This window comes from Vibrio sp. 10N.222.55.A1 (genome assembly GCF_041473835.1).
In the GTDB taxonomy this organism is placed as follows: Bacteria; Pseudomonadota; Gammaproteobacteria; order Enterobacterales; family Vibrionaceae; genus Vibrio; species Vibrio crassostreae_C.
In genome coordinates, this window is sequence record NZ_JBFRSX010000078.1 from 13,568 (window position 1) to 26,864 (window position 13,297).

Consider the following 13,297-nt stretch of genomic DNA (forward strand, 5'->3'; position numbering starts at 1 on the left):
AGCGTCATCAGGCAAAATATTGCCCATTAGCGGCAAGTTTTGTCTAAAGCCGTCGGGGTTATTGCCGATACAGATATCATGGAAAGTGAAGTTCACACTGTTTTGTGCGTGTAGAAATCCTCTGCACCCCTCAATAGATAACTTTAGCGACAGATAATAGAGTGCAGGTATGAAGCTACGAATTGTGGCAGCTTCATTGATAATGGCACTGAGCTCACCCTTGAGTCATGCAAATTTGGCTGATGTGGGAGAGCCCGTTCCAATATATACAGAAGCTGAACTGATTAATTTAATCGAAAATAATCAACATCTAGAGCGAGTGAAAGCTGATAAGTGCCAGTTAGTTGAAGATATCGTTGCTCGTGCAACGCGTATTAGCTTGCCTTCTTATGAGTTTTTATACGGTGATATGTTGGCTTGGGGTGTGTGTGTTCCACAAGATGTAGAGCTTGGCCTTTACTATATGGAAAACGCGGCACATCAAGGTTTACCCGCTGCATTAGAGCAGTTAGGTCGTTATTACTCTCGTGGTACTTTGGTACAACAAGATCAAGAGCGTGCGATTCCGTATCTACGTGAAGCGGCCTCTATGGGCAACTTAAGTGCGAGCATTCACTTAGCGGAACTCTTGTTACGTGACTACGGTAGCCCATTGGATTATGAAGATGCTTACCGTTGGTTGTATAACTCGGTAACCGCAGATCAAAGACAACACAGACGTATCACTGTGCTTCGTAGCGGTCTGGAACAGAGAATGCCAGACAATATTATTGCTCGAGCAAAGCGTCGAGACGTGTTCTGGTAAGACAGATTATTGAATGAGCAATGATGATTAATGACTGCACTCGTTAATCATCTAAAAAACTCGTATTAAAAAGGCCTCGCTGAGATTCATCAGCGAGGCCTTTTTTGATCTGAACGGAAAACCGTTTATCTAATTCGGTAGCGTTATTGAACCACCTCACCAGACTCAATCACCGTTTCACGAACAACCTTGGTGAAATCGAGTGCTTCTTGACGAATCTTATCTTCGTCTACCGTTAGCATGTCGCGATCTTGCATGATGATCTTGCCATCAACGATGGAGTGACGAACATTGCCTGAGTTAGCTGAGTACACCAGTGCTGAGTATGGGTTGTAGACTGGAACCATATTTGGCGCCTTAGTATCGATCACTATGATGTCAGCCAGTTTGCCTGCTTCAAGAGAGCCGATCTTATCTTCCATGTGCAGCGCTTTTGCTGCACCCATTGTCGCCATGTCGATCACTTTGATCGGCGGCATCGCAGCACGATCTTTGTTAACTAACTTGTGAACCTTAGCGACTTGGTTGAATTCATCAATGGTGCTCAGTGTGTTACCAGACATTGGGCCATCAGTACCTAAACCGATACGCACGTTTTCGTCATACATCTTAAGCGCAGGTGATACGCCTTTTGCTGACTTGATGTTAGCACTCATGTTATGAGCCACGCCCATATCCGATTTCTTCACCAGTTCGATATCATGATCGTCAACAAGGATCATGTGTGCACCCACCAAGTTCTTGTTGAGTGCGCCAATGCTGTCCATGTATTGAACCGGGGACAATCCATCAGAACGCTCTGCGATTTTCTCTTCTTCACGGTGTGATTCTGCAAGGTGAATCATTACTGGAACATCTAACTCTAGGGAGAGCTTAGATATTTTCTGCAGGATCTCTGTGGTGTTGGTGTAAGGCGCATGCGGTGCAAACGCTGGTGTGATTCGCGGGTGATCTTTGTATTCTTCAATGAAGTTCAACGCGTACTTAATGCCTTCTTCTGCGTTGGCAGCGTCGGCGACTGGGAACTTAATCACCGTTTCACCTAGGATGGCACGCATACCGATCTTATCGACGGTTTTTGCGACTTCATCTTCGAAGTAGTACATGTCGGCGTAAGTGGTCACACCGCCTTTCACCATTTCAACGTTACCTAGGTTGGCACCAATGCGTACCATGTCTCGCGATACTAGCTTCTTCTCTAGCGGAAAGATGTAACGGTGCAGGCGATCTGGCACATCATCGGCTAACGAACGGAAAACTGTCATTGATACATGAGTATGGGTATTGATGAGACCTGGCATAACGATATCGCCATCAACGTCTAACACTTGCTTAGCTTGGTACTGCTTCTCTAGTGAAGCATCACCAACCGCAATGATTTTGTTGTCTTTGACGACAACAGTACCGCTTTCATAAACCGTTTTGTCTTGGTTCATGGTTAGAACCATCGCATCGGTAATCATCAGGTCAGCCTTTTCCATTGCCGAACTTGCGAATGGGAACAGCGCTAGGCTCGCCATAGCTGAAGCCAATAAAGTGCGTTTTAGTTTCATATCATACCCAGAACAGGAGTTGGTAAAGTGCGTGGATAATAGTGTATTTCATTCATGGCGCAAACGTTTGTTTTATCGTTTGCTTGAAATTTTGATGATAATCCACGTCTATGAAGCGATGTTTCACAAAGTGAAGATATGTATCAATCTGAGGTTATTTGAGTGTTTTCTAAAGCATATCTGTAGCTTACCCCTAGCATCAGATATACTAGGGGTATATACCTTCCTTGCTTAAGCAGGCCCGCCTATGTCAAAAAACACACCAACGTCAGAAAATACGACAGCGACAACCACTGTTGATCCTTTTGCCGACCGAGAGTCGAAAAATTACGATAACCCAGTACCAAGCCGAGAGTTCATTATTTCGTTTTTAACAGACGCGAATATTCCGATGAACCGCAACGATCTATTCGAAGCTTTGGGTCTTGCTGGAGAGGAACAATATGAAGGGCTGCGTCGTCGTTTACGTGCAATGGAGCGTGATGGACAGCTTATCTTTACTCGTCGTCAGTGCTACGCATTGCCTGAGAAGATGGAACTGATCAAAGGCTATGTGATTGGTCATAAAGACGGTCATGGTTGGGTTCGCCCAGACGGCAGTGTGGGTAAAGACAATGATATCGTGCTGCCGCATCATCAGATGAAAACCATCATGCACGGTGATTACGTATTGGTTCAGCCTACTGACAACAGTAAGCGTGGCCGTCGTGAAGGTCGCTTGGTTCGTGTGCTTGAAGAGCGTAAAACGCCACTTGTTGGTCGCTTCTTCCTAGAGTACGGCCATTCTTACGTTGTTGCTGATGATTCGCGTATTAGTCACGACATCCAGATCCCTACTGAGCATAAAGGCGGTGCTCGAATGGGTAATGTGGTTGTGATTGAAATTACGGATCGCGGTGGTCGTTCTCGTAACATGATGGGGAAAGTAACCGAAGTTCTTGGTGAAAACATGGCGCCGGGTATGGAAACGCAGATTGCGATCCGTACTCACCAGATCCCACAAGAGTGGCCTGAAGCGGTAGATAAGCAAATCGAAAACCTAGGTGAGCATGTTCCTGAAGAAGCAAAAGAAGGACGTGTAGACCTGCGTAAACTGCCATTGGTTACCATTGATGGTGAAGATGCGCGTGACTTCGATGATGCGGTTTACTGTGAAGCGAAGAAAGGCGGCGGCTGGCGTCTATGGGTAGCGATTGCTGACGTAAGTTACTACGTTCGCCCAGATACAGCGCTAGACAAAGAAGCGATTAACCGTGGTAACTCGGTATACTTCCCGTCACAAGTCGTGCCAATGCTGCCAGAAGTGCTTTCAAATGGTTTGTGTTCATTGAACCCTCAGGTAGACCGTTTATGTATGGTGTGTGAGATGACTATCTCAGACAAAGGTAAACTGTCAGGCTACAAGCACTACGAAGCGGTAATGAATTCTCATGCTCGTCTTACTTATAACAAAGTAGGCGCGATCTTAGATGGCAATGAAGAATTACGTGAGCGTTACGAACCTGAAGTACCACATCTTGAAGAGCTTCATAAGATGTATAAGGTGCTTAAGAAAACGCGTGACGAACGTGGTGCGATTGAATTTGAAACGGTAGAAACTAAGTTTATCTTCAATGCGGATCGTAAGATTGACCGTATTGAGCCAGTAATTCGTAACGATGCACACAAGATCATCGAAGAATGTATGATTCTTGCGAATATCGCATCGGCATCTTACGTAGAAAAAGCGAAAGAGCCTGCGCTGTACCGTGTTCACGAAACTCCGGGCGAAGAGCGCTTAATGGGCTTCAAGAGCTTTTTAAGTGAATTAGGTTTAACACTGGAAGGTGGTCTGTCGCCATCACCAGTAGACTATGCACAACTGATGCAACAGATTAATGAACGTGAAGATCGTGAATTAATCCAAACCATGCTGCTACGCTCAATGAAGCAAGCGGTATACAACGCGGATAACGCGGGTCACTTTGGTTTAGCTCTTAAACGCTATGCTCACTTTACCTCGCCAATTCGTCGTTACCCAGATTTGCTATTGCACCGTGCGATTAAGTACCTTATTGCGAAAGAAGAAGGTCGTAACAGCGAACGTTGGACGCCAACTGGTGGTTACCACTACACTTTCGATGATATGGACTTCTACGGCGAGCAGTGTTCAATGACTGAACGTCGTGCTGATGACGCAACGCGTGAAGTAAACGACTGGTTGAAGTGTGAATACATGCAAGACCATGTCGGTGAGGTGATGGATGGTGTGATTGCCAACGTGACTGGTTTTGGCTTCTTTGTTCGTCTAACTGAACTGCACATTGATGGCTTGGTACACATCTCAGCGCTAGCGAATGATTACTACCAATTTGATGCTGTTGGTCAGCGTCTAGTGGGTGAAAGCTCAGGTAATATCTACCGCTTGGGTGATTCGGTTAAAGTGAAGGTTTCTGCGGTTAATTTAGAAACTCGCCAAATCGACTTTGACTTAGAAGACACTGATCGTCAGCCGCGTGGCAAAGGCAAAACAGCCAAGAAGCGTGCAGCAGAAGCGATGAAAAAGGCGAAAAGCAAGAAGCGCTCAGCAGTGAAGAGTAATAAGCCAGGTGTATCAGCGAAGCCTATGGTTGAGCCAACTAAGCGACCTGACGGAAGCAGCGAAGGCCCTGCTAAGAAGAAAAAGCCAGCGAATAAAACCGGTGCTGCTAAAGCTCGCGCTAAGAAAAAGCGTGCAGCAAGCCGTAAGCCAAAGGCTGATAACTCTTAAGACTGATAAATCTTAAGGCTAATAAGGCGCTCTGCTAATCAGGTTTAGCGCCTAACTGATTTAATTTAATGCGAGAGTATCAGGCACAAGACGCTACTCTCGAAATGAACAACACAGAGAGGGATGCATCGGCATTGATGTCATTCTTCTCTGAGCAATAAGAGTAACTTGAGACAATGAGTAACGAATTTATTTACGGTATTCACGCGGTGAAAGCCGTACTAGAAAAAGATCCTGCACGTTTTATCGAAGCGTATGTATTGAAAGGTCGCCAAGACGAGCGTCTTCTTCCATTACTGAACCAACTGCAACAGTTTGGTGTGTCGATTCAACAGATGGGTCGTAAGCCGTTGGATGAAAAAGCACAAGGTGCGAATCACCAAGGTCTTATTGCTAAGGTGAAGCCTGCTAAGCAGCTTAATGAAACTCACCTAGACGATATCCTAGCGCAGCACGAACAGCCTTTGCTGTTAGTTCTAGACGGCGTAACAGACCCTCATAACCTAGGCGCTTGTCTACGTAACGCGGATGCCGCAGGTGTCGCTGCTGTTATCGTACCTAAAGATCGCTCTTCGCCGTTAACAGCAACGGTAAGCAAGGTTGCATGTGGCGCAGCTGAAACGGTTCCTCTCGTGCGCGTAACCAACCTAGCTCGCACAATGCGTGCACTGCAAGAGCAGGGCGTATGGTTTGTGGGTACGGCAGGTGAAGCAACGCATGATATCTATCAAGCGAAGCTAACGGGTCCTCTTGCGGTAGTTATGGGTGCAGAAGGTGACGGTATGCGTCGTTTAACTCGTGAAACTTGCGATGATCTGATTAAGATTCCAATGGCAGGTAGCGTATCGAGCTTAAATGTTTCTGTGGCGTCGGGTATTTGCCTGTTCGAAGCGGTAAGACAGCGTTTAGCTCAGTAATGCGTTAACGCTGCTTTAAGTCTATGAATTTATTAGCGCTCACCACTTGCTGGTGGGCGTTTCTTTTTAGGCTGTTATAGCAAAATCCATCGGTTTGTCGGATGGCTAGATGGCGACAGAAAAACTGTTTCATTATTCACCAAATAGCGCTTGCCAATACCGGGTTCTTTCTATAACATTTGCCGTCCTTAAAACTCGGTCATTTATCTTTAGTTCCTTGCTTCCTCTGGACGACCGGGCCACTCGTGGAAGCTAATAATCCGTAAGGAGCAACCAAATGCGTCATTACGAAATCGTATTCATGGTTCACCCTGATCAAAGCGAGCAAGTTGCTGGCATGATCGAGCGTTACACTGGTTCTATCACTGAAGCTGGCGGTACTATCCACCGTCTAGAAGACTGGGGTCGTCGTCAAATGGCTTACCCAATCAACAAGCTTCACAAAGCTCACTACGTTCTTATGAACGTTGAAGCTGGTCAAGAAGTGATTGACGAGCTAGAAACTGCTTTCCGTTTCAACGATGCAGTTCTACGTAACATGATCATGCGCACTAAAGGCGCTGTGACTGAGCAATCTATTATGCTTAAGCAAAAAGAAGAGCGTGCAGAGCGTGCTCCTCGTCGCGAAGAGCGTACAGAAGCTAAACCAGAAGCAGCTGCTGAGTAATTCTTTTTTGGCTTAACGCCTTAAAAAATTCTCAACTTGTTTTAGGTCATTGATAGTTATTTCGATAATTGTGAAAGACCGCTTTACTAAATTTAAGATCAGGAGATAGCCCATGGCTCGTTTCTTCCGTCGTCGTAAATTCTGCCGTTTCACTGCAGAAGGCGTACAAGAGATTGACTACAAAGACGTAGCAACTCTTAAAAACTACATCACTGAAGCTGGTAAAATCGTACCTAGCCGTATCACTGGTACAAGCGCTAAGTACCAGCGTCAACTAGCTCGCGCTATCAAGCGTTCTCGTTACCTAGCTCTACTACCGTACACTGACAAGCATCAGTAATCGGTAATAGTTAATAATAGTTTAAGAGGACTAAGATAATGCAAGTTATTCTACTTGATAAGATCGGTAACCTAGGTGGCCTTGGCGACCAAGTAAACGTTAAATCTGGTTACGCTCGTAACTTCCTTATCCCACAGGGTAAAGCAGTTATGGCAACTAAAGACAACGTTGCTATGTTCGAAACTCGTCGTGCTGAACTAGAAGCTAAAGTTGCTGAGCAACTAGCTGCTGCTGAAGCTCGTGCAGAGAGCGTTAACACTCTAGAAGGCGTTACAATCGCTTCTAAAGCTGGTGACGAAGGTAAACTATTCGGTTCTATCGGTACTCGTGACATCGCTGACGCTATTACAGCGGCAGGTGTTGCAGTAGCTAAGAGCGAAGTACGCCTACCTGAAGGCGCTCTACGTAACATCGGCGAATTCGAAGTAAGCATCCAACTTCACTCTGAAGTTTTTGCTACTGCGAAAATCGCTATCGTTGCAGCTGAGTAATTTCAGTACCAAGACGAATTCTTTCTTTTGAAAGTTTTAAACACCAGCTTCGGCTGGTGTTTTTTTATGTCTGGAATATAGGAAAGTACAAGGAAGGGCTACAGTAGGTAAAAAGCTTACGGTGATCCATAAGCTGTTATTGCTGAACAAGTTGTTCTCAAGGTTAGAGGTGGCCTAAGATTAGAACTGGAAGAGCAAGTTGATCGATAGAACAGAGTCTTGTTTGCTTAAGCCTTCAGGCACTTTATCGTGGTACTGGCGAGAGTGAGCGATCTTCAGCGCGATATTGTCAGTAATATCGTTGATGGCTTCTAACTCAGTATCAAACTTTAGGTTACTGTGACCAGAGACAAGCGTCACGTCTGCCTTGAGCTGCAAATTCTTCAACACCTGCCATGACGTATTCACGTTGCCACGGAAAATTGCCTCTTCAACAATCTCTGGGAAGATGATGTCATCATCATCAATCTCATCAAGGTTCGGTTCTTGGTAACGAAAACCTGGTCCCACTTCGACTTCCAACACAAACTCTTCGGTATTCGAAAACTGGTAACCCAGACCACTCGAAATTGTGTAGTCCTTAAAGTAAGCACTGTATCTCGAGTCGACTCCTTTGAAACTGCCGTAAAGGTAGGTTTTAGGGCTTAACTTGTAGTCACTCTGAGCAGAGTAAGTCGATTGCCTTTTATCTTCTTCGCCATCTTTGTAGAGGTTGTAGTATTTCCATTCACCACTGGTTCTATGACGGCCAGCCGTGTACTCACCGTTAAGGCGTGCGTTAAGCGCTCGTGAATCAGAGTTACCAGTATGCGACTGATATCCAAATTCGACTTCCGTTTTTAGCGGGCTCGGTAGTTCTGTATCACTTGTATCACTCGGTGCGATATCCATATCTTTTTCTTCAGGTGTCGGTGCAACGACGATCGGCTCAGAAGTAGGTTCTGAAACTACTATAGAGTCGAGGATTGCATCAACAGAGTCTTTAGCATCATCAGCTAAGGCCATCGGAGCGCTCAGGAGACCAGTGCTTAGAAGACCAGTGCTCAGAGCCAATAATTTGGACACGCATACCTCTAGTTATACAGTGAGTGAATGGCAGGATCGTAATGCTACCCTTGGTTAATTCCGTCAGCAATAGGTAAATTCTTCCTGAAGAATAAAACAAACTCATAGGATCGGATTACAAACGGATGTTCTTGGGTATAATGAACGATCATTATTAGTTATTGAGTGTAGTCATAGTGGATACCAAAAGTCAGAAATCAGCCAACGATCAGGTGGACGCCATCAAGGTCCCGCCACATTCATTAGAAGCTGAGCAATCTGTTATTGGCGGTTTGTTATTAGATAACGAACGCTGGGATACAGTTGCCGAAAAGGTTGTGGCCAAAGACTTTTATAGCCGTCCTCACCGTCTGATCTTTGAAGCGGTAAAGGATATCCTTGAAGAAAGTTCTCCTCTGGATCTTATTACACTCTCTGAACATTTAGAGCTGCGTGAGCAACTTGAAGAAGTGGGTGGCTTTGCTTACCTTGCTGACTTAGCGAAAAACACACCAAGTGCCGCAAACATCAATGCGTATGCGGATATCGTAGCGCAACGTGCACTTGTTCGTAGCCTGATTGGTGTCGCGAATGAGATTGCTGATTCTGGTTATGACCCTCAAGGTCGTACATCGGAAGAGCTGGTTGATCTTGCTGAAAGTAAAGTCTTCGCGATTGCCGAAGGCCGTGCAAGTGAAAACGAAGGTCCACAAAACGTTGATAGCATTCTAGAGAAGACGCTAGAACGTATCGAGATCCTATACAAAACGCCGCAAGATGGTGTGACAGGTGTCGATACTGGCTTCAACGACCTCAACAAGAAAACAGCAGGTCTACAAGGCTCTGACTTAATTATTGTTGCTGCTCGTCCATCGATGGGTAAAACCACATTTGCGATGAACTTGTGTGAAAACGCGGCGATGAAGCAAGACAAACCGGTTTTAATCTTCTCGCTAGAGATGCCAGCCGAACAGCTGATGATGCGTATGCTTGCGTCACTTTCTCGCGTAGACCAAACCAAGATTCGTACTGGTCAGCTAGATGATGAAGATTGGGCTCGTATCTCGTCGAGTATGGGTATTCTGATGGATAAGAAGAATATGTATATCGATGACAGCTCGGGTCTAACGCCAACAGAAGTGCGTTCTCGTGCTCGACGTATCGCTCGTGAACACGATGGTATCTCTATGATCATGATAGATTACCTTCAATTAATGCGTGTACCTTCGTTATCTGATAACCGTACTCTTGAAATCGCCGAGATTTCTCGCTCATTGAAAGCGTTAGCAAAAGAGCTCAACGTTCCGGTTGTGGCACTTTCTCAGCTTAACCGTTCCCTAGAGCAACGTGCTGATAAGCGCCCAGTAAACTCGGATTTGCGTGAATCAGGTTCGATTGAGCAAGATGCCGATTTGATCATGTTCATCTATCGTGATGAGGTTTATAACCCAGATAGTTCCTTGAAAGGCATTGCTGAGATCATCCTTGGTAAGCAACGTAACGGTCCGATCGGTTCTGTTCGTCTTACGTTCCAAGGCCAACACTCCCGATTTGATAACTATGCAGGCCCTGCATTTGATGATGAGTAATCGCTAATGACTTACATGAAAGCGGCGACGGCGAGCATTGACTTAAACGCGCTCGAACATAACCTGAACCAGATAAAGTCGAAGGCTCCTCAGTGCAAGGTCATGTCTGTTGTGAAAGCCAATGGCTACGGACACGGCTTACTGCATATAGCCAAGCATTCAAAAAGCTCTGATGCTTTTGGTGTGGCGCGTATTGAAGAAGCGTTACAACTTCGTGCTGGTGGCATTGTTAAACCTATTTTGTTGCTGGAAGGATTTTACTCTTCGGGCGATTTGCCAATCTTGGTGACCAATAACATTCAAACGGTGGTGCATTGTGAAGAGCAATTAAGCGCGCTAGAGAATGCGGATTTGGAAACACCCGTTGTGGTATGGCTAAAAGTCGACAGTGGTATGCACCGATTAGGTGTTCGCCCTGAGCAATACCAAAACTTTGTTGAGCGTTTGCATCAATGTGCGAATGTTGCCAAACCTCTACGTTACATGAGCCACTTCGGTTGTGCTGATGAACTGGATAGAGCAACCACCGTTGAACAGACAGAGCTTTTCTTGTCGCTTACTGAAGGTTGTGAAGGGGAGCGTTCACTTGCTGCCTCTGCGGGTTTACTCGCTTGGCCAGACAGCCACCTTGATTGGGTTCGTCCGGGAATCATATCTTACGGTGTCTCTCCGTTTGTTGATAAATCAGCGCAAGAGCTTGGATTTTTGCCTGTGATGACCCTGACCTCACACCTAATTGCCGTTCGCGATGTGAAAGCCGGTGAAAGTGTGGGTTATGGCGGAAACTGGACCAGTGAACGTGATACCAAGGTTGGTGTTATCGCGATTGGTTACGGTGATGGTTATCCTCGTACTGCACCTAACGGTACTCCAGTGTTCGTTAACGGTCGAAAAGTACCGATCGCAGGACGTGTATCAATGGACATGCTAACGGTTGATCTAGGCCCTGATGCGGCAGATAAAGTCGGCGATGAAGCGACTCTGTGGGGTAAAGGTTTACCTTCAGAAGAAGTGGCTGAACATATCGGCACTATCGCTTACGAGTTAGTCACTAAGCTGACTTCGCGTGTTGCGATGGAATATGTGAAGTAATCATGGATCTTGATAAGTAAATTATGTTCAAGCGAACGACTCGAAGCTGGCTAATGTCTGCAATGACATTACTCGGTGTCAGCTTTTCTTCTTCCGCTGTGAGTGAAGAAAAAGATTCAGCCTTTGTTCCTTTCTACTTCAGCACCGAAACCATGGGTAACACCTTTGGGGTTGCGGGTGTCGCAAAGGGTGTTTGGCAACCTCAAGCCGCTCTGTTTGGTATGGCACTCTATTCAGACAAAGACAGTTACGTCGGTTTTCTATCGGCTTTTAACTATGCCTTGTCTGAGAACGTATTGTTTAGCACTCAGATGTATCAAGCGCGCTTCAACGACAACCCGTATTACATTGGTTCTCAAGGCGATAATGATTCATCTATCGATGACAAAACCATTGCTGATGGCTTAGAGCAAAACTATCAGTTTGAGTTTAAGTATTTGCTACCTTGGGGCAACGTTGCAGAACACGGTTTACTCGGTGCTTTTCAGCCAATCAAAGATGTGAGCTTTGCTTCGCCAATCGAATCGGGTGTCAGTTCGATTCTATTTACGCCTTTTTATACTGCTCGCGAGTTGGAAGGTTTAAATAATACCGAGGAGGCAACAGGCTTTAGTTTGGCGTTTGATTGGGATAACCGTGATAGCACACGCAACCCGACCAGAGGTTCTCACACTAACCTTGAGTTCACCACTGGCGCAGAGAGTTGGTCTAACGATGACTTGTGGCTTAAGTGGACCTTCCAAAATAGCCAGTACTTTGCTTTAGGTCCTTTAGGGGACTTATTCGATCAACAAGTTTTAGCATTTGATTTCTATACCGCTGACACGCCAACGTGGGATAACTGCTCTGGGCAAGATTGTGCTCGCCCACCAGAAACGGAGCAAGCTCGATTGGGTGGCTTGTATCGTTTACGAGGTTATACCGGAGGTCGTTATCACGGTCGCTCTGCAGTTCATTATTCTGCTGAGTACCGAGTACTTCCTGACTGGCAACCACTTGGCGATATCCCACTGATAAACTACTACGATTTGCCTTGGTGGCAATGGGTAGCGTTTGCTGAATTAGGGCGCGTTGCCGATGAGTACGACATCAAAACACTGCACTCGGACATGAAATGGAGCTTAGGTGGCGCGGTGCGTTTCCAAGTGGAAGGTATTGTTGTACGTGCTGAGTTTGCGCGAGGTGGTGACGAAGGGGCCTTTAGGGTTATGATAAACCAGCCCTTCTAAACCTTTCGGCCTACAGTAGGCCAAATACTATTTTTATAAGAGTGGTCGTGGAAACACACCACTCTTTTTTATTAACAAGATATTGTTTTTATTAAGGAGATCTTGTTTTCAAGCAGTCTACTCACCTTGCATCGTAGCAATCACAGTTCGGCTTCCACCACAATCTCGGTGCTCTCCTAAGTAAATACCCTGCCATGTTCCTAAAGCTAAACGACCATTGCTAATTGGTATTGTCACACTGGTGCCAAGTGTCGATGCTTTAATGTGGGCAGGCATGTCATCATCACCTTCATAGGTGTGTCTGTAGTAGGGCGCTCGCTCTGGGACAAACTTATTAAAGTGCGACTCCATATCGGTACGGACGGTAGGATCAGCGTTCTCGTTTAGCGTGAGGCTGGCAGAGGTATGTTGGATAAAAAGATGTAATAAACCAACAGATAGAGAATTGATATCGTGTATCTGTTGTTCAATTTCATCAGTAATGAGATGAAATCCACGCTTTCGTGCATTTAGGTGTATAGTCTTCTGAATCCACATACGCCATCCTTTATAATGTATTTGGAAAAAAAGTGGTTTAACGCTATCTTTTGAACTTGAATTTATCAGGTATCGCTCACATTTAATTATGTTAGAGCTAGAGTCTGTACCGATTCTTCTGTCAGGAAATCTAATCCTGATTTATCTCAAGGTACAGCTCTTCATATGCGGCATAATACGTCGTGAAAAAAAATTACAAAGAATCTTTCAGTGGTGACGCGGTTTGGTCATCACAGAAAAATATAAACTTTCGCCTAATCGGGGGTTCTATTCATCACCCAGGT

At 45.5% G+C, this 13,297-nt stretch carries 12 protein-coding genes; 9 read left to right on the forward strand and 3 right to left on the reverse strand.

The features are described 5' to 3' along the window. The first annotated feature begins 169 nt into the window (after positions 1-169). Entirely contained in the window at positions 170-805 is a 636-nt protein-coding gene (gene motX, locus AB4493_RS19835) for a flagellar protein MotX (protein WP_017063177.1), read from the forward strand. Between the two features lie 143 nt (positions 806-948). Here motX and AB4493_RS19840 read toward each other — a convergent pair whose 3' ends face one another. Next, positions 949-2,358, reverse strand: a complete 1,410-nt coding sequence (locus AB4493_RS19840) for an amidohydrolase (RefSeq protein WP_017063178.1) — start codon at positions 2,356-2,358, stop codon at positions 949-951. A 247-nt stretch (positions 2,359-2,605) separates the two neighbouring features. Here AB4493_RS19840 and rnr point away from each other — a divergent pair, with 247 nt between their 5' ends. From rnr to rplI, 5 genes are all read left to right on the forward strand, one after another. Beyond that, positions 2,606-5,107 carry a ribonuclease R gene (rnr, locus tag AB4493_RS19845; RefSeq protein ID WP_017063179.1) on the forward strand — a complete coding sequence of 834 codons (2,502 nt, stop codon included), beginning with the start codon at positions 2,606-2,608 and terminating at the stop codon, positions 5,105-5,107. A 176-nt stretch (positions 5,108-5,283) separates the two neighbouring features. Then, complete coding sequence (gene rlmB, locus AB4493_RS19850) at positions 5,284-6,024, forward strand: 23S rRNA (guanosine(2251)-2'-O)-methyltransferase RlmB (protein WP_017063180.1); 741 nt, start codon at positions 5,284-5,286, stop codon at positions 6,022-6,024. A 277-nt stretch (positions 6,025-6,301) separates the two neighbouring features. Then, the gene (gene rpsF, locus AB4493_RS19855; protein WP_004741278.1) at positions 6,302-6,691 is read left to right on the forward strand and encodes a 30S ribosomal protein S6; all 390 of its coding nucleotides are present in this window, start codon (positions 6,302-6,304) and stop codon (positions 6,689-6,691) included. 112 nt (positions 6,692-6,803) lie between these two features. After that, positions 6,804-7,031 (forward strand): 30S ribosomal protein S18, encoded by a 228-nt coding sequence (rpsR, locus tag AB4493_RS19860; RefSeq protein ID WP_000090472.1) that lies wholly within the window; start codon positions 6,804-6,806, stop codon positions 7,029-7,031. 38 nt (positions 7,032-7,069) lie between these two features. Continuing rightward, positions 7,070-7,522: a 50S ribosomal protein L9 gene (gene rplI / locus AB4493_RS19865; RefSeq protein ID WP_010434182.1), complete on the forward strand. Its 453-nt coding sequence runs from the start codon at positions 7,070-7,072 to the stop codon at positions 7,520-7,522. A 180-nt stretch (positions 7,523-7,702) separates the two neighbouring features. Here the strand turns inward: rplI and AB4493_RS19870 are convergent, their stop codons facing one another. Further along, positions 7,703-8,587: a DUF481 domain-containing protein gene (locus AB4493_RS19870; protein WP_017071573.1), complete on the reverse strand. Its 885-nt coding sequence runs from the start codon at positions 8,585-8,587 to the stop codon at positions 7,703-7,705. Positions 8,588-8,763: 176 nt separating this feature from the next. Here AB4493_RS19870 and AB4493_RS19875 point away from each other — a divergent pair, with 176 nt between their 5' ends. Genes AB4493_RS19875 through AB4493_RS19885 form a run of 3 tightly spaced genes read left to right on the forward strand, consistent with a single transcriptional unit; the run spans position 8,764 to position 12,476 of the window. Next, positions 8,764-10,155, forward strand: coding sequence for a replicative DNA helicase (locus tag AB4493_RS19875; protein WP_016767560.1), 1,392 nt, complete (start codon positions 8,764-8,766; stop codon positions 10,153-10,155). 6 nt (positions 10,156-10,161) lie between these two features. Then, the gene (gene alr, locus AB4493_RS19880; protein WP_017063183.1) at positions 10,162-11,247 is read left to right on the forward strand and encodes an alanine racemase; all 1,086 of its coding nucleotides are present in this window, start codon (positions 10,162-10,164) and stop codon (positions 11,245-11,247) included. A gap of 23 nt (positions 11,248-11,270) precedes the next feature. Continuing rightward, complete coding sequence (locus tag AB4493_RS19885) at positions 11,271-12,476, forward strand: BamA/TamA family outer membrane protein (RefSeq protein ID WP_372155671.1); 1,206 nt, start codon at positions 11,271-11,273, stop codon at positions 12,474-12,476. Positions 12,477-12,593: 117 nt separating this feature from the next. Here AB4493_RS19885 and AB4493_RS19890 read toward each other — a convergent pair whose 3' ends face one another. Continuing rightward, positions 12,594-13,013 carry a secondary thiamine-phosphate synthase enzyme YjbQ gene (locus AB4493_RS19890; RefSeq protein ID WP_017059938.1) on the reverse strand — a complete coding sequence of 140 codons (420 nt, stop codon included), beginning with the start codon at positions 13,011-13,013 and terminating at the stop codon, positions 12,594-12,596. Between the last annotated feature and the right edge of the window lie 284 nt (positions 13,014-13,297).

Coding starts and splice junctions, on each gene's coding strand:
- motX (WP_017063177.1), top strand. CDS start 170: ATGAAGCTACGAATTGTGGCAGCTTCATTGATAATGGCACTGAGCTCA.
- AB4493_RS19840 (WP_017063178.1), bottom strand. CDS start 2,358: ATGAAACTAAAACGCACTTTATTGGCTTCAGCTATGGCGAGCCTAGCG.
- rnr (WP_017063179.1), top strand. CDS start 2,606: ATGTCAAAAAACACACCAACGTCAGAAAATACGACAGCGACAACCACT.
- rlmB (WP_017063180.1), top strand. CDS start 5,284: ATGAGTAACGAATTTATTTACGGTATTCACGCGGTGAAAGCCGTACTA.
- rpsF (WP_004741278.1), top strand. CDS start 6,302: ATGCGTCATTACGAAATCGTATTCATGGTTCACCCTGATCAAAGCGAG.
- rpsR (WP_000090472.1), top strand. CDS start 6,804: ATGGCTCGTTTCTTCCGTCGTCGTAAATTCTGCCGTTTCACTGCAGAA.
- rplI (WP_010434182.1), top strand. CDS start 7,070: ATGCAAGTTATTCTACTTGATAAGATCGGTAACCTAGGTGGCCTTGGC.
- alr (WP_017063183.1), top strand. CDS start 10,162: ATGACTTACATGAAAGCGGCGACGGCGAGCATTGACTTAAACGCGCTC.
- AB4493_RS19885 (WP_372155671.1), top strand. CDS start 11,271: ATGTTCAAGCGAACGACTCGAAGCTGGCTAATGTCTGCAATGACATTA.
- AB4493_RS19890 (WP_017059938.1), bottom strand. CDS start 13,013: ATGTGGATTCAGAAGACTATACACCTAAATGCACGAAAGCGTGGATTT.